Annotated in this window: 19 protein-coding genes and 1 pseudogene; 12 read left to right on the top strand and 8 right to left on the bottom strand. The window is 70.9% G+C overall.

The genetic code is table 11. From position 1 onward, the window contains the following. Window positions 1-41: 41 nt before the first annotated feature. On the bottom strand, window positions 42-275 hold the full coding sequence (locus ACQEVJ_RS21590; protein ID WP_433103703.1) for a hypothetical protein: 234 nt from the start codon (window positions 273-275) through the stop codon (window positions 42-44). A gap of 259 nt (window positions 276-534) precedes the next feature. Then, complete coding sequence (locus ACQEVJ_RS21585) at window positions 535-1,188, bottom strand: TetR/AcrR family transcriptional regulator (RefSeq protein ID WP_433103701.1); 654 nt, start codon at window positions 1,186-1,188, stop codon at window positions 535-537. Between the two features lie 179 nt (window positions 1,189-1,367). On the opposite strand from ACQEVJ_RS21585, the gene ACQEVJ_RS21580 reads away from it, so the two are divergent. The 3 genes from ACQEVJ_RS21580 to ACQEVJ_RS21570 all read left to right on the top strand — a co-directional run bounded on the left by ACQEVJ_RS21580 (window position 1,368) and on the right by ACQEVJ_RS21570 (window position 3,922). Further along, window positions 1,368-2,330 (top strand): alpha/beta hydrolase, encoded by a 963-nt coding sequence (locus ACQEVJ_RS21580; protein WP_433103698.1) that lies wholly within the window; start codon window positions 1,368-1,370, stop codon window positions 2,328-2,330. A gap of 10 nt (window positions 2,331-2,340) precedes the next feature. Next, window positions 2,341-3,006, top strand: coding sequence for an aldo/keto reductase (locus ACQEVJ_RS21575; protein ID WP_433103696.1), 666 nt, complete (start codon window positions 2,341-2,343; stop codon window positions 3,004-3,006). 151 nt (window positions 3,007-3,157) lie between these two features. Beyond that, on the top strand, window positions 3,158-3,922 hold the full coding sequence (locus tag ACQEVJ_RS21570) for an NAD(P)-binding domain-containing protein (protein WP_433103694.1): 765 nt from the start codon (window positions 3,158-3,160) through the stop codon (window positions 3,920-3,922). 128 nt (window positions 3,923-4,050) lie between these two features. Here the strand turns inward: ACQEVJ_RS21570 and ACQEVJ_RS21565 are convergent, their stop codons facing one another. Both ACQEVJ_RS21565 and ACQEVJ_RS21560 read right to left on the bottom strand, forming a co-directional pair. Continuing rightward, window positions 4,051-4,803 carry an alpha/beta fold hydrolase gene (locus tag ACQEVJ_RS21565; RefSeq protein ID WP_433103692.1) on the bottom strand — a complete coding sequence of 251 codons (753 nt, stop codon included), beginning with the start codon at window positions 4,801-4,803 and terminating at the stop codon, window positions 4,051-4,053. Next, window positions 4,800-5,396 (bottom strand): LysE family translocator, encoded by a 597-nt coding sequence (locus tag ACQEVJ_RS21560; protein WP_433103690.1) that lies wholly within the window; start codon window positions 5,394-5,396, stop codon window positions 4,800-4,802. Before ACQEVJ_RS21560 ends, ACQEVJ_RS21565 begins: the two co-directional genes overlap by 4 nt. Before the next feature lie 175 nt (window positions 5,397-5,571). Here ACQEVJ_RS21560 and ACQEVJ_RS21555 point away from each other — a divergent pair, with 175 nt between their 5' ends. The 5 genes from ACQEVJ_RS21555 (at window position 5,572) to helR (ending at window position 11,463) form a co-directional block, all read left to right on the top strand. Continuing rightward, window positions 5,572-6,105, top strand: a complete 534-nt coding sequence (locus ACQEVJ_RS21555) for a toxin-antitoxin system HicB family antitoxin (RefSeq protein WP_433103688.1) — start codon at window positions 5,572-5,574, stop codon at window positions 6,103-6,105. A gap of 87 nt (window positions 6,106-6,192) precedes the next feature. Beyond that, entirely contained in the window at window positions 6,193-7,038 is an 846-nt protein-coding gene (locus tag ACQEVJ_RS21550) for a DUF4097 family beta strand repeat-containing protein (protein ID WP_433103686.1), read from the top strand. A gap of 28 nt (window positions 7,039-7,066) precedes the next feature. Then, on the top strand, window positions 7,067-8,041 hold the full coding sequence (locus ACQEVJ_RS21545; RefSeq protein WP_433103684.1) for an ATP-binding cassette domain-containing protein: 975 nt from the start codon (window positions 7,067-7,069) through the stop codon (window positions 8,039-8,041). Continuing rightward, window positions 8,038-8,841 carry an ABC transporter permease gene (locus ACQEVJ_RS21540; RefSeq protein ID WP_433103682.1) on the top strand — a complete coding sequence of 268 codons (804 nt, stop codon included), beginning with the start codon at window positions 8,038-8,040 and terminating at the stop codon, window positions 8,839-8,841. Before ACQEVJ_RS21545 ends, ACQEVJ_RS21540 begins: the two co-directional genes overlap by 4 nt. Window positions 8,842-9,315: 474 nt before the next feature. Next, the gene (gene helR, locus ACQEVJ_RS21535; RefSeq protein WP_433103680.1) at window positions 9,316-11,463 is read left to right on the top strand and encodes an RNA polymerase recycling motor ATPase HelR; all 2,148 of its coding nucleotides are present in this window, start codon (window positions 9,316-9,318) and stop codon (window positions 11,461-11,463) included. Window positions 11,464-11,588: 125 nt separating this feature from the next. Here helR and ACQEVJ_RS21530 read toward each other — a convergent pair whose 3' ends face one another. After that, a complete protein-coding gene (locus tag ACQEVJ_RS21530) occupies window positions 11,589-12,332 on the bottom strand; it encodes an SDR family NAD(P)-dependent oxidoreductase (RefSeq protein ID WP_433103678.1) in 744 nt (247 codons plus the stop codon). A gap of 196 nt (window positions 12,333-12,528) precedes the next feature. On the opposite strand from ACQEVJ_RS21530, the gene ACQEVJ_RS21525 reads away from it, so the two are divergent. Both ACQEVJ_RS21525 and ACQEVJ_RS21520 read left to right on the top strand, forming a co-directional pair. Next, window positions 12,529-13,458 carry an RNA polymerase sigma-70 factor gene (locus ACQEVJ_RS21525; protein WP_433103676.1) on the top strand — a complete coding sequence of 310 codons (930 nt, stop codon included), beginning with the start codon at window positions 12,529-12,531 and terminating at the stop codon, window positions 13,456-13,458. Between the two features lie 503 nt (window positions 13,459-13,961). Continuing rightward, window positions 13,962-14,843: a helix-turn-helix transcriptional regulator gene (locus ACQEVJ_RS21520; protein ID WP_433112881.1), complete on the top strand. Its 882-nt coding sequence runs from the start codon at window positions 13,962-13,964 to the stop codon at window positions 14,841-14,843. Between the two features lie 59 nt (window positions 14,844-14,902). Here the strand turns inward: ACQEVJ_RS21520 and ACQEVJ_RS21515 are convergent. Together ACQEVJ_RS21515 and ACQEVJ_RS21510 are read right to left on the bottom strand one after the other, a co-directional pair. Continuing rightward, window positions 14,903-15,495: pseudogene (locus ACQEVJ_RS21515) on the bottom strand (cytochrome P450); the annotation flags it as partial. Continuing rightward, entirely contained in the window at window positions 15,464-16,408 is a 945-nt protein-coding gene (locus ACQEVJ_RS21510; protein WP_433113355.1) for a hypothetical protein, read from the bottom strand. The gene ACQEVJ_RS21510 and the pseudogene ACQEVJ_RS21515, both read right to left, overlap by 32 nt. Here ACQEVJ_RS21510 and ACQEVJ_RS21505 point away from each other — a divergent pair. Further along, entirely contained in the window at window positions 16,364-16,813 is a 450-nt protein-coding gene (locus ACQEVJ_RS21505; protein ID WP_433112878.1) for a TetR/AcrR family transcriptional regulator C-terminal domain-containing protein, read from the top strand. The two genes, ACQEVJ_RS21510 and ACQEVJ_RS21505, sit on opposite strands and share 45 nt — an antisense overlap. A gap of 192 nt (window positions 16,814-17,005) precedes the next feature. Continuing rightward, window positions 17,006-17,503 carry an NUDIX domain-containing protein gene (locus tag ACQEVJ_RS21500; RefSeq protein WP_433103674.1) on the top strand — a complete coding sequence of 166 codons (498 nt, stop codon included), beginning with the start codon at window positions 17,006-17,008 and terminating at the stop codon, window positions 17,501-17,503. On the opposite strand, the gene ACQEVJ_RS21495 is transcribed toward ACQEVJ_RS21500, so the two are convergent. Continuing rightward, window positions 17,476-19,698, bottom strand: a complete 2,223-nt coding sequence (locus ACQEVJ_RS21495) for an NACHT domain-containing protein (protein ID WP_433103672.1) — start codon at window positions 19,696-19,698, stop codon at window positions 17,476-17,478. The genes ACQEVJ_RS21500 and ACQEVJ_RS21495 overlap by 28 nt on opposite strands. Between the last annotated feature and the right edge of the window lie 52 nt (window positions 19,699-19,750).

Raw genomic sequence — 19,750 nt, 5'->3', positions numbered from 1 at the left:
CGCTGATCGCTGAGACGTGACATCACGCGGCGTGACAGGCGTCACTGCAGCGCCGCAAGCCCGCCCGCCGCGGCGACCGCGCCATCCCGCGCACCCGGCTGGAGACGCTCTTCACCGACCCCGCGCATGCCCTGCGCGAAAGAGTCCACTGGAGGCTTCTGTACGACACCGCCGCCCGCGCCGAAGAAATCCTCACCCTCAACATCGAGGGCCTCAACCTGGAGTTCCGCCGCGCCCGCGTCGTCTCCAAGGGCGGCGCCATCGAGTACGTTCACTGGGCCACTCCCCCACCGCCCGGGTCCTGCCCCGCCTGCTGGCTGGCCGCACCTCCGGGCCGGTGTTCCTGGCCGACCGGCGCGCCCGACCCCGTCCAGTGCCGCCGTCCCCGCTGAACCTCCACATCCTCCTGGTGCCACTGATGGCCGGCGACCTCGCGAAGGCAGAAGCACGGTGGTGTACTTCACGATCTGGGTCACTTCGCCGGAGCTTCGGGAGAGCAGGGCCGTCACGCAGTCGGCCGGCCGTGAGAGTACGTCAGGGGATCCGGGCCTCGATGTGGGCGAGTTGGGCGGCGAGGATCTCCTCGAACGCGGCGCGGCGGTCGGCCCCGAGGGGGCGGATGTCGCGGGCGAAGTGGGCCAGGGCGGGGAAGAGTTCGGGGTCGGCGCCCAGGACCGCGACGCGGAACTGCTCCATCCCCTGTTCGTGCTCCTTGGGGGTGAGGGCGCCGATCCCGGCCTCGGAGGAGATCAGCGCCGCGATGAGGATCACGATCCGGTGGTAGCGCGCCGGGATCTCCTCGTCGGGCAGGCCCGATGCGCGCAGCGCCTGGAGCAGTTCCTCCATCACCAGGCGGGAGCCGGTGCCGCCTGACGCGTAGCGTCCCCAGATGGCGGCGAGTTGGGGTTGCTCGCCGAAGGCCTCCCCCAGGCGCAGGGCCAGGGTGGTGATGCGCTGCTTCCAGTCGCCCTCGGGGCGGTAGCCGTCCATGGCGGCCATGAGGACACGGTCGGCGACTGCGCGCAGCAGTTCGACCTTGTTGCGGAAGTGCCGGTAGAGGCTGGAGGAGTCGGTCCCGAGCGCTGCGGCGAGCTTGCGGACACTGAACGACTCGGCGTCGCCCGCGCGCAGCAACTCCGCCGCCGTGTCCAGGATCTCCTCGGTCGACCAACGCCTTCGGCCTGCCATCTCGCCCCTCTCGCGCCGCTCCTCGTCGTGGTCCAGCCTAACCTATGCACTTGCTGTTGCACGCAGTGCGTGCATAATGAGGACGCATGCTTTCGGGAGACCGCACGACCTGTGCGATGCCCGACACGCACAACCACCACGACGCTCCCGGCAGCCTGCCTGGGAGAGGAGAAGGAGACATGAGCGAGCCCACCGCCACGATGCGGCCTGCGGAGCCCGACTGGTCGGCGATAACGGCCGAGGAACTGATCGCCTACCGCGACGCGGAGAACCGCTTCCGGGCCTCCGGCGCGGCGCGGGCGATCACCGGGGACCCGGATCCGGGCGCCGCGATCGACTGGCAGGAGGTGGCGCTGCCCGACCGCGACCTCCCGGTCCGGGTGTACCGGCCGGCCGCCGGGAACCGCGCCGGGGAGGCCGTCCCGGCCGAGCTACCGCTCGTGCTCCACGTGCACGGAGGCAGCTTCGTGGGCACGGCGGTGCAGTGCGACTGGACCAACAGCCACCTCGCCGCCCGGCTGCCCGCCGTCGTCGTCTCGGTCGAGCACCGCCTCCTCGATGCGGCGACCCCGCTGTCGGCGGCCGCCGACGACGGCTGGGACGTGCTCCGGCACGTGGTGCGGCACGCCGCGCGGTGGGGCATCGACCCCGCGCGCACTGCCGTGTTCGGTGAGAGCTGCGGTGGGCTGATCAGCGCGCTGGCTGCCATACGGGCCAGGGAGGCCGGCCTGCCGCTCAAGGCGCAGGTGCTGGTCAACCCCGCCGTCGATGTGACCGAGACGATGTTCGATTACGCCTCGATCGCCGAGTACGGGTACGGCCCGACCCGGGCGGTGCCGCTGCTGCGGCTGTTCCAGCGGCTCGCGGTTCCGCCGGGAACCGACGCCCGCGCGCTCTCGCCGCTGTACGCCGAGAACCTGGGCGGACTGGCTCCGGCGCTCGTGGTGGTGCCGACCCTGGATGCGGCGGCCGATCACGGCCGCCGTTACGCCGAGCGACTGCGCGCGGCCGGGACATCCGCGCGGCTGACCGAATATCCCGGAGCGAGGCACGCGTTCCTCTCCATGCCGGGCGTGGAGCCGCAGGCCGAGGCCGCCCGGGCGGAGATCCTCGAATTCCTCCGCGCGGCCCTGGCAGAGTGACGGAGGAACGATGCATCCCACGACCCTTGGAGCCGACGGCCCAGCGGTCTCCCGGCTCGGCCTCGGCTGCATGAGCATGACCGGCAGCTATGGCCCCGCCGACCCGCACGAGGCCGCGGCCACCCTTCTGGAAGCCCTCGACGCCGGCGTCACCATGTTCGACACCGGCGACTTCTATGACGACGGTGCCAACGAAATCACCGCCGTCCAGAGCGAGTACTCGCTGTGGGAACGCCATGTCGAAGGTGACATCCTGCCCACGGTCCGCAGCCTCGGCGCGGCCCTGGTCGCCTACAGCCCCCTCGGCCGCGGCCTGCTCACCGGAGCCGTCCGCGCCACCACGCGCTACGAAAGCGGCGACTTTCGCGCCACCGCCCCCCGCTACAACGGCGACAACCTCACGGCCAACCTCACCATCGTCGACGCCATCACCGCGCTCGCCGCCGCCAAGAACGCCACTCCCGCCCAGATCGCCCTCGCCTGGCTCCTCACCCGCGGCAGCGACGTCATCCCCATCCCCGGCAGCTCCCGCCGTCCCCACTTGCGCGACAACCTGGCCGCACTCGACGTGCACCTGACCGCGACCGACCTCGGCCACATCGACGCCGCCGTCCCCGCCGCCGGCGCCCAAGGAGCCCGATACGGCGACCACGGCATCCGCATGATCGACCAGTGAGCCTCAGGGCGTCGAGCGTCCGAGGCGCCCTCGCGGCATGACTCAGGGTTCGGGGCGGGCACCCCGGTGCCCGCGGCCCAGACTCCACTTGAGACAGACACAACGCCATCAATCCGGACCGAACCAGGTCACGACCAGAGAGGCAGACACCGTGAAGCGCATCGGCATCATCGGAGTGGGCGAGATCGGCCGTGCCATCGTGGAGGGCCTGCGCCACGAGGGCGATACGTCACCAGAGGTCTTCCTCTCACCGCGGGGGGCCCGCACCGCCGCCGAGCTGTCCGAACGCTACGAGAACGTCCAGGTGTGCGCCGACAACCAGGAGGTGGTGGACCGCTCCGAGCTGGTGATCATCGCCGTACGCCGCCAAGACCGGCGTGAAGCCCTCGCCGGGCTGACGGTGGGCGACGACAAGATCGTGGTCAACGTGATGGCCGGAGTCGGCAACGACGAGCTGCGCCGAACTCTCGCCGGCGGCGCCCCGCTGGTCCGGGCCATCCCCCTTCCCGCTATACGCGAACGCCGCTCCGTCACGGTGGTGTGCCCCTCGCACCCGGAGGTGAACTCCCTGTTCGAGCGGACGGGCGGAGTGCTCGCCGTCGCGGACGAGGCGGTCTTCGATGTGTACTCCGCGCTGACGGGGACGCTGACCACCCACTACGCGTATCTCGCCACGCTCATCTCGTGGGCCGTCGGCCACGGCATCGCCCCCGAGGACGCCGACCGCTACGTCCGCAGCCTCTTCCAGGGTGTCGGCCGCACCCTGGGCGACGAGACGCGCTCCCTGCGGCAGCTCGCCGCCGACCACGAGACCCCGGGCGGCAGCAACGAACGTATCCGCACCACCTGGTTCGATCCGGCCAGCTCCGAAGCCCTCAAGAAGGCCCTGAATGGCCTCCTCGCCGATCTGAAGTAACCCCGGAGAAGAGGCTCTCAGCGGCTGCGTTCCGGTCAAGGGGGCAAGGGCGGGTGGTGCGCCGGAAGGGGCACCGGGATCGGCGCTGCGCAGGCCGTCCAGGACACCATTGGCGCCGATTCCCGCACTCAGGCTTCCCGAAGGCCGAACCCGGTCAGCAGACGGGTGATCTCGGCGGGGCGCTCCAGGCTCGGCAGGTGGCCCGCCCAGTCGAGGTCGAGCAGTGTCGCGTCCGGCAGCGCCTCCGCCATGTGCCGTCCGCTCTCCCGGAAGTACGGCAGGTCGTGGCCACCGGTGACCACCAGCGTGGGCGCGGTGACCGCCGCCAGATCGATCGGTTCCCTGCGCCGCTCGGGCTGCGGATCGGCGGCCAACTGCACCTCGAACGCGTGCCGCTGCATCGCCGCCAGCCGCCCCCTGGCCGGCTCGTCCGCCTCGGGACCCAGCCACGTGCGGACGTTGAGGTCCACCGCTCCCCCGACGTCGCCCGCCTCGATCAGCCGGTCCTCCTCCGCCCCGAACGCCTCGAGGTCAGGGGTCGGCGGCAGGCCGCAGCCCGCGTTCAGCAGCACGAGCCACGAGACGAGCTCGGGGTGCCCGGTCGCGAGCTCCAGCGCGACCCGGCCGCCGTACGACGATCCGACGAGCCCGACCCGGCGCAGCCCGAGCGCCGCGAGCAGGTCCGCGACGTCGCCGGCGTCCGAGTACGGCCCCTCCGCGGCGCACGGCGTGCGCCCGTGCCCCCGGAAGTCGAGCCGGATGACGCGGAACCGCTCCCCCAGCGGCTCCCACTGGGCATCCCACATGCCCGAGTCGGCGACGCTGGAGTGCAGCAGGACGACGGGCTCACCGGAGCCCCGTTCCTCGTGCCAGACGATCATCGGGCCTCCAGTGCGACACGGACGCCGAGGGCGACCAGGACCGTTCCCGACACCTGTTCCAGACGGCGGCGGACCACGGGCCTGCCGAGCACGGCACCGGCCCGGCCGACCAGCCAGATCACCCCGACGTACCAGACGACGTCCATGACCACCCAGATCACCGCGAGCGACGTCAGCGTCAGCGGCACGTTGGCGCCCTGCGGCACGAACTGCGGCAGGAACGACATCGCGAACACGGCGGCCTTGGGGTTGGCGCCGCACGTGGCGAGCCCCAGGCCGTACGAACGGCGCCACCCGCCCGCGGTCCGCGCCTCTCCCCCGCCGTCCGGCGTGGACGCGTCGAGGGCAGCCGGCGCGCGCCTGGCCTTCCACAGCGACTGGACGCCCATCACGATCAGGAGCGCCGCGCCCACCGCCTTCATCGCGCCGTAGGCGACCTCCGAGGCCAGGACCAGCGCGGACAGACCGAACACGGCGGCCATCGCCCACAGGAAGATGCCGGTTTCGTTGCCGAGGAGAGCGGCCACTCCGGACGAGCGCCCGGCCCTGAGCGTCTGCCGGAGGATCACCGCGGTGCTGACACCCGGGATCATCGCGAGCACGAGACACGAACCGACGAAAGCAAGCCATATCACGCGCTCATCGTCCCGACCCGTGCCCGAACGCCGCAACCGCTTTCCCGCCCCCGTAGGACCGTTGACGTCAACTCGATGCGCAGTGACGTCATTTTTGCTTGACGTGACGCCGCAATGACGTCACAGTTGAGCCATGGACCTGATGCCGTACGTCGAGAACCTCCGCCGTGAACTCGCCGTCGCCGCCGAGGCGGGCGGCCCGGATGCCCGCGCGCTGGCCGAGCGCCTCACCCGCGCCCTCGAATCGGCCGCCAGGCTCACCCTGCTGGAGGCGCTGTCGGCGGCGGCGGACGAGATCACCCGCGATCTCGCACCGGGTTCGGTCGACGTGCGGCTGCGCGGCGGCGACCCGGCGTTCGTGGTGACGCCGCCGCAGCCGGTGCCGTCTTCGGAGGGCGCGGTCGGCGGGACGGAGGCCGCACCACCGACCACGCCGCCTGCCGGGCCGCCGTTCGGCGAGGAGGGCGCCACCGCGCGGATGACCCTGCGGCTGCCTGAGCACCTCAAGCTGCGCGTGGAGGAGGCGGCCGGCCGGCAGGGGATCTCGGTCAACGCCTGGCTGGTCCGCGCCGTCTCCGCCGCGTTCGAGCCCGGCGCCGGGAGCCGTCCCGCCGACCGGCCGCAGCAGCCCCAGAGCGGGCGCAGCTACACCGGCTGGGTGCGCTAGCGCCGCCCGGCCTCCATCGCCCGTCACCACTCATCGCCCGGCCCCGAGGCCGGGATGTTCCACCGGACCCGTGAGGAGGGCTCCGCCATGCCCGCTTTCGACACCCCCGAACCGATCATCGCCGACATCCGGATTCACATCGGCCAGGTCCGGATCCACGCGAGCGACCGCGCCGACACCGTCGTGGAGGTGCGCCCCACCCATCCGTCCACCGAGGCGAGCGTGCAGGCCGCCGAGCGGACGACCGTCGAGTTCTCCGGCGGACGGCTGCGGGTCAAGGGCCCCAAGCCCAAGGCCCTGGCGTACGTGCTGCCCTGGCGCGGCTCCATCGAGGTGACCGTCGAACTGCCGGCCGGATCCCGTGTCGAGGCCGAAGGCGCCGCGGACTTCATCGCCACCGGCCCGCTCGGCCAGACCGTCCTGCACAGCTCGTACGGCGACGTGCGCTTGGAGGAGACCGGTCCCCTGGAGGCCAAGGCGTCCAACGGCGACATCTCCGTCGACCGGGTGACCGGGCCCGCCGAGGCGACCACCTCCACCGGGGCGATCCGGATCGGAGCCATCGACGGACCTGGCACGCTGAAAACCTCCACCGGCGCCATCACCATCGGCGAAGCGACCGGCGAACTGCAACTGAAGACCGCCAACGGCGACATCACCATCGACCGCGTGCTGGGCGACCTCACCGCCAAGAACGCACACGGCCGGATCCGGATCGACGCGGCGGTGAGCGGCACCGTCCACCTGGAGAACGGCTACGGCAAGGTCGGCGTCGGCATCGCCGAGGGCACGGCCGCCTGGCTGGACCTGCACTCCAAGAACGGCGTGGTGCGCAACGTTCTGGACGCCGCCGAAGGCCCCGAGAACTCCGACGCGGTCGTCGAGGTGCACGTGCACACCAACTACGGCGACATCGACATCCACCGGTCCTGACCCCCGAACACCAGCAAGGAGACCCCTCATGGGCGACGCGATCACAGCCGAAGGACTGGTCAAGAGATACGGCGAGGTGACCGCTCTCGACGGCCTGAGCTTCTCCGTCCAGCAAGGGACGGTGCTCGCCCTGCTCGGCCCGAACGGCGCCGGCAAGACCACGACGGTGCGGATCCTGACCACGCTGCTGCGCCCCGACGGCGGCCGCGCCACCGTCGCCGGATGCGACGTCGTCGCTGACGCCCGGCGGCTGCGCTCGTCCATCGGACTGTCCGGCCAGTACGCCGCCGTCGACGAGCACCTCACCGGCGCCGAGAACCTGGAGATGGTCGGGCGGCTGTACCACCTGGGCGCCAGGCGCAGCAAGGCCCGCGCCCGCGAACTGCTCGAACGCTTCGACCTCACCGACGCCGCGGACCGTCCGGTGAAGAGCTACTCCGGCGGCATGCGCCGCCGCATCGACCTCGCGGGCGCCCTGGTCGCCGACCCGCCGGTGCTGTTCCTGGACGAACCCACCACAGGCCTGGACCCCCGCGCCCGCGCCGCGCTGTGGGACACCATCTCAGAACGCGTCGCGGCCGGCAGCACGCTGCTGCTCACCACCCAGTACATGGAGGAGGCCGACCACCTCGCCGACCAGATCATGGTGGTCGACCACGGCCGCGCCATCGCCCGCGGCACCGCCGACGAGCTCAAAGACCGGATCGGCGGCAACCGCGTCGAATTGACCGTGACCGACGCCGCCGAGCTGGAGACCGCCCGGCAGGCCCTCGCCCGGTTCGCCGTCGGCGCCATGCGGACCGTGCCGGAATCGCTCCAGGTCACCGTCCCGGTCACCGACGGCCCCGAGTCGCTCCGTCAGATCCTCGGCCGGCTCGCCGACACCGGAGTCCGGGTGCGAGACGCCGGCCTGCGGCGGCCCACGCTCGACGACGTCTACCTCACCCTGACCGGGCACCACGCGTCCGGCACCGACCCGCAGGCCCGGGAGGCCACCCGATGAACGCGCTCATCATGCCCGTCGCCGACGGCTGGACCATCGCCAAGCGCAACGCCCTGAAGATCAGGCGGTCGCCGGACCTGCTCGGCAGCGCCATCATGCTCCCGATCGTGCTGGTGCTGCTGTTCGCCTACGTCTTCGGCAGCGTCATCGACGTTCCGGGGATGTCGTACCGGGAGTTCCTGCTCCCCGGCATCTTCGTCCAGGCCGTGATCGTGAGCGCGCAGATCACCGGCTACACGCTGACCCTGGACCTGCAGAAGGGCATCTTCGACCGGTTCCGCTCGCTGCCCATGGCCCCGTCGGCGGTGCTCACCGGCCAGACCGTCAGCGACCTGCTGATGAACCTCGCCAGCCTGGTCGTCATGGCGGTGATGGGACTGATCGTCGGCTGGCGGGTGCACACCTCGCCCTACGAGGCCGTCCTCGGCTTCGGGCTGCTGCTGCTGTTCGCCTACGCGTTCTCCTGGGTCACCGCGACCGTCGCGCTGGCCCTGCGCACCCCGGAAAGCTTCAACAACATCGCCAACATGGTCTCGCTCCCGCTGATGTTCGTCTCCAACGCCTTCCTCGACAGCTCCAAACTGCCCACGCCGCTCCGCGTCGTCGCCGAGTGGAACCCCATCTCCACCTTCACCCAGGCCGCACGCGAACTCTTCGGCAACACCAGCACCGCGATGAGGACCTCGGACGCCTGGCCCATCCAGCACGCCATCCCGGCATCACTGCTCTGGATCATCGTCATCCTGATCGTGTTCATCCCGCTGGCGACCCGCCTCTACAAGAAGGCGGTAAGCGCCTGATCATCGACGCAACGCAAACGCGAGAGGGGTTGTCCGTCCCGGCGGACGACGAAGGGAAAGGGGAGTATCCGCTCCTTTCCACTTTCAACGTATAGCGGACAGGGGGGCTTGCGGCAAGACCCGGGTCGTGCCGCACAATCGTCGGCCGGAAGCAGCATCTGCGGAAAACGGGGGACGCGACGTGCGTGTGTTGTCGTCGACGTATGGGTCGCGCGAGGACGTCGAACCGGTGGCGGGGCCGCTGCTCGACGTGGTCGGCGGGGAAAGGCCGCCGGTGCCCGCCTGAACCACGCGGGATCGCCGCGCCAGGACCCGAGAACACGAGAACCTGCGAACCCCGGCGACCCGAACCGACAGCGGCCACAGGTGTCCACGTCCGACGGCGTTGCCGTCATGGCCACCAGGTCCGTCACGGTGGTTCGGGCGCCTTGGTGCGCGTAACGGTCGCAAGCGACCCAGATCGGAGCTGATAACGTGAACCCGCTGCCTACCAGCGCGTTCGAACTTCCCGACCGCCTCGCCCACAAGGCCGATCCGAGGCTGGTCGCCGGCGACGAAAAGCACTTCGCGGCCATCGCCGACAGCCTCGAGCAGTCGATCGCCGACCTGTCCGACCGCCTCGACGCCGAACTCAGGGCGCCCGGCGGCAAAGGCCGGCAGGCGATGGACCGGGACCTGGAGGTCCACCGGCTGACCGCTCGCCTGCGCACGCTGCGTCGCTTCGGTCTGGACCTGTGCCTCGGACACATGGTCGGCGAGGACAACCCCGAGCCCGTGTACATCGGACGGCTCGGCCTCACCGACAGCGCGGGTCGCCGGCTGCTGCTCGACTGGCGCTCCCCCGCGGCTGAGCCGTTCTTCGGAGCCACCCACGCCAACCCGATGGGGCTGACCAGCCGCCGCAGGTATCGCTGGACCCGGGGCCGGATCAGCGACTACTGGGACGAGGTGTTCACCCCGGACGGGTTCGAAGGGCACGCCGCGCTCGACGACCAGTCCGCCTTCATCGCCAGCCTGGGCAGCAGTCGGTCGCCGCGTATGCGCGACGTGCTCGGCACCATCCAGGCCGACCAGGACGCCGTCATCCGCGCGGGATCCCAGGGCGCTCTCGTCGTCGACGGCGGTCCGGGCACGGGAAAGACCGTCGTCGCCCTGCACCGCTCCGCCTACCTTCTCTACGCCGACCCTCGCCTCGGTCACCGTCGGGGCGGCGTGCTGTTCGTCGGTCCGCACCAGCCCTACCTGGCCTACGTCGCCGACGTCCTGCCCAGCCTCGGAGAGGAGGGCGTGCAGACCTGCACCCTGCGGGACCTCGTCGCCGAGGGAGCCGCGGCGGCGGTCGAGACCGACCCGGACGTGGCCCGCCTGAAGTCGTCCGCGGACCTGGTGAAGGCGATCGAGCCGGCCGTCAGGTTCTACGAGAACCCGCCCACCAAGGGGATGACGGTCACGACCCCCTGGTCGGACCTCTGGCTGAGCCCCGACGACTGGGCCGAGGCGTTCGAAGCACCGGACCCGGGCACTCCGCACAACGAGGCGCGCGACCAGATCTGGGAGGAGCTGCTCACCATCCTGGTGGACAAGCACGACGGCGACGCGCCGGCTGAGCTGCTCCGCAAGTCGCTGCTGCGCGACAGGGAGCTGCTCACGACGTTCAACCGCGCGTGGCCGCTGATCGAACCGACCGACCTCGTCGGAGACCTGTGGTCGGTGCCCGCCTATTTGCGGATGTGCGCGCCCTGGCTCGGCCCGGAGGAGATTCGGAAGCTGCAGCGCGCGGACGCCCAAGCCTGGACGGTGTCCGACCTGCCGCTCCTGGACGCGGCACGGCAGCGACTCGGCGACCCCGAGGCGTCGCGACTCAAGCGCCGTCGGCAGGCCGCTCTCGCCGCCCAGCGCGAGCAGATGGCCCAGGTCGTCGAGAACCTGATCGAGGCCGATGACGACGGCGAAGGCCTGGTGACGCAGCTGCGCCGAGAGGACCTCCAGCGAAACCTGGTCGACGAGTCCGAGCTGCCCACCCTCGACCCGGACCTGCTCGCCGGTCCTTTCGCGCATATCGTCGTGGACGAGGCTCAGGAGCTCACCGACGCGGAGTGGCAGATGCTGCTGGTCCGATGCCCGTCCCGGAGCTTCACCATCGTCGGGGACCGTGCCCAGGCCAGGCACGGGTTCACCGAGTCGTGGCGGGAACGGCTCGAGCGGATCGGGCTCGACCGGATCACCCTGGCCTCCCTCAGCATCAACTACCGGACGCCGGAAGAGGTCATGGCGGAGGCCGAGCCGGTCATCCGGGCCGTGCTCCCGGACGCCAACGTGCCGACCTCCATCCGCAGCGGCGGCGTCCCCGTCGTACACGGATCCGTTTCGGATCTGAGCGCGGTTCTCGACACCTGGCTCGCCGAGCACGCCGAAGGGACCGCCTGCGTCATCGGCGATGCCTCGTTCGAGGAGACCTCCCGCGTACGGTCGCTGACCCCGGAGCTGTCGAAGGGACTCGAGTTCGACCTGGTCGTCCTCATCGACCCGGAGAGGTTCGGCGAGGGCATCGAAGGAGCGGTCGACCGCTATGTCGCCATGACCCGGGCGACCCAGCGGCTCGTCATCCTCACGAGCTCCTGACGCCGGCCGGGGGGGGCGACGGCCTCGTCCGGCTCGGGACGGGGGCGCCGGCTCGGAGCGCGCGAGCCGGCCCCCCTGCTTTCCCCCACCGGAGGGGATCGCGAGGTCACCCAGGTGGCCGGCGGTCACCAGTCGACGGAACCGAGGCGGTCGATGAAGATTCCCGTCGGCCCGTCGGCGTCGATCATCGCGAGTCCGACGATCGGGTCGGTGCCCTCGGTGACCGTCAGCTGGCCGGTGTGGTTGTTCATGTCGGTGGCGGTGAACTTGTGATTGGCGACCTCTCCGGGAGTGACGGCGTTGAACTTGATCTTCGGGAGCGCCTGGGCGTACCGGACGGTGATCATGTTCAGCGCCGCCTTCGACGAGCTGTAGGCGAGCTCGTGCATCCTCGAGACCGCCTGCTCCGGATCGGTCACGACCGCGAAGGAGCCGCCGGCGCTGGACACCATCACCACTCGCGGGTGGTCCGCCGCCTGCAGCAGGGGAAGAAACGCGTGCGTGACCCTGATCGGTCCGTACACGTTGGTGTCGTAGACGGAATGGATCTCGTCCACCGTCGCGTCCGCGGGCGCGACGACCTTTCCCGGCGCGCCGGCGTTGTTGATCAGCACATCCAGGCGGTCGGTGTGCTCCCGGACGAGCCGTACGGCGCCGGCCACCGACTCGTCCGAGGTCACGTCCAGCGGAACCATGACCACGTGGACGCCACCAGCGGCCAGCTTGTCGGCGGCCGCCCGTCCTCGGCCTTCGTCACGCGAGCCGAGAAAGATCGTCCAGCCCTCTTCCCCGAGCCGTCGGGCCGCCTCGAAACCAAGTCCCTTGTTGCCTCCTGTGATCAGCACCGAGGTCTGCTCCGAGTTCGTCATTCGTCCTCACTCCGTGGAGTCGCGTGCCACGCGGACGATCCGCGCGGCGTCCTGACGAACACAAGATGCCGGCGACCCGAGCCCTGTGACAGCGCGGCTGTGTGACGTACGCCACCGATCCCGGGAGTCACAAAGCGGTGGGGACCGGCATCTTGTGCGTGTGGCACAGTCGAGAGCGATCAGGCAGGAGCCGGCGATGAGCAAGAGACAGATGGACGCAGCCGAGGCGCTCGCCGGCGGCGGCCGGCTGGACCGCGCCACGGAGCTGTTCGTCGCCCATCGCGACCTGCTGTTCACCGTCGCCTACGAGATGCTCGGCTCGGCCGCCGACGCCGAGGACGTCCTGCAGGAGACCTGGCTGCGGTGGACAGGCGTCGACCTGGATACCGTGCGGGAGCAGCGTGCCTACCTGGTGCGGATCGTCACCCGGCAGGCGCTGCAACGGCTGCGTACGCTCGGCCGCCGCAAAGAGTCCTACGTCGGATCGTGGCTGCCCGAGCCGTTGCTGACCGCGCCGGACGTGGCCGAGGACGTCGAGCTGGCCGACAGCGTCTCGATGGCGATGCTGCTGGTGCTGGAGACGCTTGCGCCGACCGAGCGGGCCGTGTTCGTGCTGCGCGAGGTGTTCGACCTCGACTACGACGAGATCGCCGAGGCCGTCGGCAAGAGCCAGTCCGCGGTCCGCCAGATCGCCCATCGCGCACGCTCACACGTCGCCGCCCGCCGGCCGCGCGACGCCGTCTCCCCGGCCGAGACCCGAGCCGCACTCGGGGCCTTTCAACGGGCAGTCGAAACCGGCGACCTGCAGAGCCTGCTCGACATCCTCGCACCCGACGTCGTCCTCCTGAGCGACGGCGGCGGAGTCAAGAAGGCCCTGGCACAGCCCGTCGTGGGGGCCGGCAAGGTGGCTCGCCTGCTGGCCGTCGGCCTGAACAGGTTCGGCGCCGAGGCGTCGGTCGAGCCGGTACAGGTCAACGGCCACCCGGGTCTCATCTTGCGGCTCGACGGGGAGATCGACGGCGTCGTGGCCATGCGAATCGAGGACGGCCTCGTCTCCGGGGTCTACTTCGTACGCAATCCCGACAAGCTGTCGCGTGTAGAACGAGAGACCGCACTGAGCCGCTAGTAGTGCGCGTCCCGGCTCGGGAGGTGCGCCAAGCCAAGGTGTTGTTGCGGGCCGCCGCGGAGGGAACCGCTGCGGTGGGGCGCGCAAGAGCCGTGAACCGGGGCTTCATGGTGCGGCCGGCTCGGGCTGGCAAGCCCGATGGCTACCTTCTCGGCTCGTACCGCATCGCCACTGCCCCCGAGCCGAACTCCAGCCGGCTCACGAGCTTCAAGTCGACATGCTTCGACAGCCCCGCGAACAACGTCGGCCCGTGGCCGCGCGAGCCTGGGATGCACCACGAACTCGTACTCATCGATCAATCCCAGCTCCGTCAACGCCAGTGGGAGCTTCACGCCTCCTACGAACAGTCCCTTGCCCGGCTCCCGCTTGAGCTGCTGAACGGCCCTGGCTGGCGGATCTTTGGCTGCGGTCGGGGCGACGTCCGGGCGGGGAACCCCTGTCCGGGGTACTGGTGTTACCTCCTTCGCTTACGCCGCCTTGCATACCCTGGCTTCATGGGCCAGATCGACCACCGTGCCGAGGTCCGTGAGTTTCTCAGCTCGCGGCGGGCGCGCATCACGCCCGAGCAGGCGGGCCTGCCCGTCTACGGTGGCAACCGGCGCGTTCAGGGGCTGCGGCGGGAGGAGGTCGCGATGCTCGCCGGCGTCTCCGTCGACTACTACGTCCGGATGGAGCGGGGAAACCTGTCCGGCGCCTCGGACAGCGTGCTGGATGCTCTGGCGCGCGCGCTGCAGCTGGATGAGGCCGAGCGTGAGCATCTGTTCTCCCTGGCCCGGACGGCCGGGCCCGGCGCTCGTCGTGGCCGTACGACGCCGACCAGTGTGCGTCCCGCGGTTCAGCAGGTGCTCGACGCGATCACGGACGCGCCGGCCTGGGTGCGCAACGGCCGCCACGACATCGTCGCGATGAACCGCCTGGCGCGCGCCCTGTACGCCCCGGTCCTGGCCGATCCTCGTCGCCCGGCGAACACCACCCGTTTCGTCTACCTCGACCCGGCCGCGCGGGAATTCTTCGTCGACTGGGACCGGATCGCCAACGACGCCGCCGCCATGCTCAGACTGGAGGCGGGCCGCGACCCGCACGACCGGTGGCTGATCGAACTGGTCGGTGAACTCTCGACGCAGAGCGAGGTGTTCCGGCAGCGCTGGGCCTCCCACGACGTGCAGTTCCACCGCAACGGCCGGAAGCGGCTGCGCCATCCGGTCGTCGGCCGGCTCGATCTGGACTTCGAGTCGATGGAGCTGCCGTCTGAGCCCGGCCTGATCCTCAACGTCTACACCGCCGCCCCCGGCACTCCCACCGCCGACGGGCTGAAGATGCTCGCCAGTTGGGCGGCCACCCAGGACCTCGCCGAGGAGCAGCAGACAGCCCCGGACCAGACCTGATCGCCCCCGCCACCGACATGGTGGAACGGTAAAACGCCGCTGGTGGGTTCTGCCCGCCATACGCCGTAGACCATCGCGCTGTCCCGCAGCGGGATCTCCTGCGGGGGGACCGCCAGGCGCAGGGTGGGGAAGCGGTCGAACAGCGCGCGGAAGGCGATGCGCATCTCGATTCGCGCGAGTTGCTGGCCCAGGCACTGATGCACGCCGTGGCCGAAGCCCAAGTGGTGCCGGGCATCGGCGCGGTCGAGCCGCAGAGTGCCGGGATCGGCGAACCGCGCGGGGTCACGGTTGATCGCGGGAAGCCCCAGGACCACGGTCTCGCCCTTGCGGATGAGCTGGCCGCCCAGCTCGACGTCCTCCAGGGCGGCACGGCCGGGCGCGGCCAAATGGATGAGGTCAGGTAGCGCATCAATTCCTCGACCGCGGTGTCGGTCAGCGAGGCGTCGGCCCGGAACGCGTCGAGCTGCCTGGGATGGCTCAGGAGGGCGAAGGTGCCGAGGGCGAGCATGTTCGCGGTGGTCTCGTGTCCGGCCACCAGCAGCACCAGGCCGATGTTGGCCAGTTCTTCGTCGGTCAGGCGGCTGTCGGTGATCAAGACGCTGAGCAGGTCTTCCTCCGGGTTAGCGCGTTTGCGCGTGACCAGGTCGCGCAGCGCGGAGTCGCGGCAGCGCTCCAACGCGGGAGGCGGGGCGAACGGGCAGCCCGGATCGCGCCGGGTGGGCAGGGCCGGCCGGGGGTCGACGTTCTGGTCGCTCATCGCGTCTCCTGTGGTGTTGGTAGGGGTTCGGCGGGTTGCTCGTGGTTGGTCTCATTCGGTCCGTACCGGATCGATGGGTGGATTCCGCATCCCGAGATCGTCCGGTTTGAGTTCGTGTGAGCGCCGGGGCGCCTGGAAGGAACGCCAAGGCCAGAACGAGACCGGCGGCCGCGATGGCGGCCGAGACCAGCAGGGAGGCGTTCATGCCGTGCACGAACGCGCCCCGTACGGCATGGGCGAACGAGGCCGACCTGATCTGGTCAGCGACGTCGATACCGCCGGAGACGCTCCGGCCGGCGGCCGCCGCGGACGCCGGTGTGAGGCCGGACAGGTCGAGGCGGGAGGTGTAGGCGGCGGCGAGAACGCTGCCCATGACGGCGGTGCCGAGCGGACCCGCGGTCTTCTGGAACGCCTGGACCACGGCGGCGCCGATTCCGCTGCGCTCCTCGGTGAGCCGCGAGACGGACGCGGTTGTGGCGGCGGTGAACGCCAGGCCGGAGCCGGCGCACAGGACGGCCATCCAGACCGACACGAAGGTGGTCGTCGAATCGGCCGAGGTGGCCATGCCGATGAGACTGCCGGCGCCGAGCAGGACGAACCCGACGACGACGGTGGCCTTGGCCCCGAGCGCTCTGACGACGACGCCGGCGGACAGGGCACCCGCGGTCAGCCCGCCGACCAGCGGCAGCAATCGCAGGCCCGCGCCGAGCGTGCTCGCTCCCTGGAGATCGTCGCCGAGCTGCCGGCGGACTGGCAGGAGGCGTTGCGCGCGATCGCCGTCCGGCTCCGGGAGGTCCTGCTCCGCCACTCCTGGTGGGTCGAGCTGATCGGCCACAACGTGCTGCTCGGCCCCAACGGCACCCGCCACCGGGAGCAGACCCTGGCCGCCCTCTCCGGCGCACGCCTCGACCTGACCACGAAGCTCGCCGTCATCACCGCCGTGGAGACATACGTCGTAGGTCAGGCGACGTACGCCATGGACGAAGCAGGATCGTCACGCATCCCGGGCCGCTCCGCCGCACAGTGGCAGGAGGCGCTCGGCCACTACCAGGCGGCCCTCATCGCCACCGGCGAATTCCCGAACCTGGCCGGCATCGGCCCTCCGCAACCCACCAGTCCCCAGGATCGCGAGCGCTACTTCCTCCTCGGGCTCGACCGGCTCCTCCACGGAATCGCGGTCACCATGGAGTCGCAACCGAAGGACGCCACGTAGCACCGACGCGTCCGGCAGAACCCCAACCGCCGTTTCGCGACGTTCCACAGCGCGAACCCGCCCTGGTTCTGGTACAAGCGCAGGTCGAACTCGCCCCCCGACGTCGTCAAACGGTTCGTCGCGCCCCAGGCCGGCGATCGGCCCGCCGTGATCGCGCACCGTCCGCGATCGGGCGTTGCTACCCTCGCGATCGTGGCGATCAGGAACTCCCACTGCTCCTTCTGCGGAGCGGCCTACGCGCCCGGCCTGCCCTGGCCGAGGACCTGCCAGGAGTGCGGCAACACCAGCTATCTCAACCCCCTTCCGGTCGCGGTCATGGTGCTTCCGGTGGACGACGGCCTTCTCGTGGTCCGCCGGGACGTCGAGCCGCACCGCGGTCTGCTCGCCCTCCCCGGCGGCTTCATCGACATCGGCGAGTCCTGGCAGCAGGCCGCCGCACGGGAGCTCCACGAGGAGACGGGCGTCGTCGTCGACGCGGCCGGCGTGCGGCTGTTCGACGCGGTCAGCGCGCCCGACGGCACCGTGCTGATCTTCGGCCTCGGGCCGCGTACGACCGCGGACGCCCTCCCGCCGGTCGCGCGCACCGCGGAGACCAGCGAGTGGCTGGTGATCGACGGCCCGCGGGAGCTGGCGTTCCCGCTGCACACGCAGGTCGTGGCCCGCTACTTCGGCTCCGGCCGCTGGTCGTGAGCGTGGAGGTGGGCGAGACGGTCCTGCAGCTTCTCGTGCCGGAACCGGTACACGGGCCCCACCTGGCGGAGCAGCCCGACGCGATGGGCGTCCTCCAGAAGGCTCATCAGCCGTAGCGGGATCCGTCGTCCGCGGGCGCGGAGCATGGCGACGGCGACGAGGTAGATCGAGCTGGCTCCCGTGAACCCGAACGTGAGCGTGAACACGACACCGCCCGCGAGCCCGAAGGCGATCCCGGCCTCGGCGCCGCGGAGCAGCCCGGAGAACCCGTTCACCAGCGTCCCGGCGAAGCCGAACGCGAGACCCAGCGCCAGCCCGAAGGTGAGGGAACGCCCGTACACGAGCTGGAGGTCCCGCCGCAGCGTGATCAGCGGGCCCTGCGGCCGGTCGTTCGTGAGGGGGGTCGTCACCCACTTGTTGAGCCCGAGGGTGACACCGCCGATGGCGCCGATGACGAGCGCGTAGAGGATCAGGCCGTCGACCTGCGAGGAGATCCCCGCGACCCGCCACAGCGCGAAAGCCGCGATCATGCCGACCGGGAGCACCGTGACCAGCCCGAGCGCGAGCTGCACGGCGAGCCGGCGGACGTCGCCGCGCCAGCGCAGATTGGCGTACGCCGGCTCCAGCGTGTAGCCCTTCAGTCGCTCCAGGATGAGCCCGCCCGTGAGGCCACCGACGAGCCCGCCCACCGGTCCCCCGGCGAGACCGAACAGGAGCGCGTCCCGGAGGCTGCCTCCGTGCGGGCTGCGCAGCGCCACCACGGCGTCGCTGGTCAGCCCCACCGTGACGCCGACGGTCAGTCCGATGGTCACGCCGCCGACGAGGGTGCTCCAGCGCCGTGAGATCGCCCGGTGGAGGTACCACCAACAGAAGTCCCTGGTGCCGATCGCCGACATCTGATGGGCGACGAACGACAGCCACCGGCGCGCCTCGGCCGGATCCCACGACCGCTGCGGACGGAACGGGTGGTCGTGCTCGTGCCGTTCGGTGGGGTCGTCGTCGGGCGGGGCGGCCGCGAAGCTCGCCTGCACGAGGTTGTCGAGGAGATGGTCGGTGACGGCGGCCGCCGTCGGGAAGCGCTCGGCGTCGCACAGCGGGGCGGGGTTCGCGCGGGTCTCGACGTACACCTTGTACAGCAGCCACACGACGAGCGGCGTGGAAAGCGCCTCGGACAGCGGACCGTCCGGGTCGGCCTTCAACGCGGACAGCAGGCCGGCCCAGTCGGCCCATTGCTCGGGAGCGAGCCGGTCGCGAAGATAGGAGATCACGTCCGGGCTCTTGACCGGCCTGGGCTCGATGGCGGCCCCGCCGGCGAGCACGGCGCCGCCGTGGAGGTTGACGGCCGTCAGGTACTCGGCAGTGCGGCAGGTGAGGATGAGCGACTCGACGGCCGAGGCGGCGTTCAGCGCGTTGATCACCTTCGGCCGTATCGCGTCGGGCAGCTCGTCCAGTCCGTCCAGGACCGGGAGAATTCGCCGGTAGGCGACCAGGCCGCGAGCCGCGTCCGGACCGAACTCGGGGGCGCGCAGCGCCGGGTAGTTCTCCCGTAACCGCCTGCCCAGCCACCGGTGGACGGGCTCGGCCGCGGGATCCCACCCGGACATCGGCAGCAGCACGGGGACGGGGTCGCCGGGCTGGGGCTCCTTCAGCAGTTCCCTGAGCAGGAGCACGGCCAGCGTCGTCTTGCCCATGCCGGCCTCGCCCAGGATCACCAGCCGACGCCGGCCGAGCTTACGGAACCGGTCGGCCATCTCCGGCATCCGGTCGGTGCGCCCGTCGAACCGCACCCGCCCGAAGCCGAACCACGAGCGCAGCAGCCGCAGACCGTCGACGCGCTCAACCTGGTCCATCACGTCGAGACCGGAGATCTTCCAGCGAACCGGCAGCCGGACCGGCTCGTCGAGCTCGCGAACCACGATCTCCTCCCGCCACTGCTCGTGCACGAGCACCCGCAGCACCCGCTCGGCTCGGTCGATCTGCTCGACCGTGCTCGTGCCGCCCGACTGCCGCCGCCGCCAGGTGCCGACCAGGGGAGGAACGAGCGCGAAGACGCCGAGGGCCACGCTCGCGAGCTGTGCCCAGTTGACCGCCGCGTCCGACTCGGAGAGCCTGGTCAGCCCATAGCCGATCCCGGCGACCGCGGCCACGCCTGCGACGGGTAGCACGACGCGGCGCCAGCCGGCCCAGCCTCTCATTCCCACATGGTGACAGCGCCCGATCTATCTGGCGAGAACGCGATATGCCCGA

Source organism: Microbispora sp. CA-102843, assembly GCF_050936215.1.
Lineage (GTDB): Bacteria > Actinomycetota > Actinomycetes > Streptosporangiales > Streptosporangiaceae > Microbispora.
This window is presented reverse-complemented; position numbering and strand designations above follow the sequence as displayed.

Coding starts and splice junctions, on each gene's coding strand:
- ACQEVJ_RS21585 (WP_433103701.1), bottom strand. CDS start 1,188: ATGGCAGGCCGAAGGCGTTGGTCGACCGAGGAGATCCTGGACACGGCG.
- ACQEVJ_RS21580 (WP_433103698.1), top strand. CDS start 1,368: ATGAGCGAGCCCACCGCCACGATGCGGCCTGCGGAGCCCGACTGGTCG.
- ACQEVJ_RS21575 (WP_433103696.1), top strand. CDS start 2,341: ATGCATCCCACGACCCTTGGAGCCGACGGCCCAGCGGTCTCCCGGCTC.
- ACQEVJ_RS21565 (WP_433103692.1), bottom strand. CDS start 4,803: ATGATCGTCTGGCACGAGGAACGGGGCTCCGGTGAGCCCGTCGTCCTG.
- ACQEVJ_RS21560 (WP_433103690.1), bottom strand. CDS start 5,396: ATGATCCCGGGTGTCAGCACCGCGGTGATCCTCCGGCAGACGCTCAGG.
- ACQEVJ_RS21555 (WP_433103688.1), top strand. CDS start 5,572: ATGGACCTGATGCCGTACGTCGAGAACCTCCGCCGTGAACTCGCCGTC.
- ACQEVJ_RS21550 (WP_433103686.1), top strand. CDS start 6,193: ATGCCCGCTTTCGACACCCCCGAACCGATCATCGCCGACATCCGGATT.
- ACQEVJ_RS21545 (WP_433103684.1), top strand. CDS start 7,067: ATGGGCGACGCGATCACAGCCGAAGGACTGGTCAAGAGATACGGCGAG.
- ACQEVJ_RS21540 (WP_433103682.1), top strand. CDS start 8,038: ATGAACGCGCTCATCATGCCCGTCGCCGACGGCTGGACCATCGCCAAG.
- ACQEVJ_RS21530 (WP_433103678.1), bottom strand. CDS start 12,332: ATGACGAACTCGGAGCAGACCTCGGTGCTGATCACAGGAGGCAACAAG.
- ACQEVJ_RS21525 (WP_433103676.1), top strand. CDS start 12,529: ATGAGCAAGAGACAGATGGACGCAGCCGAGGCGCTCGCCGGCGGCGGC.
- ACQEVJ_RS21495 (WP_433103672.1), bottom strand. CDS start 19,698: ATGAGAGGCTGGGCCGGCTGGCGCCGCGTCGTGCTACCCGTCGCAGGC.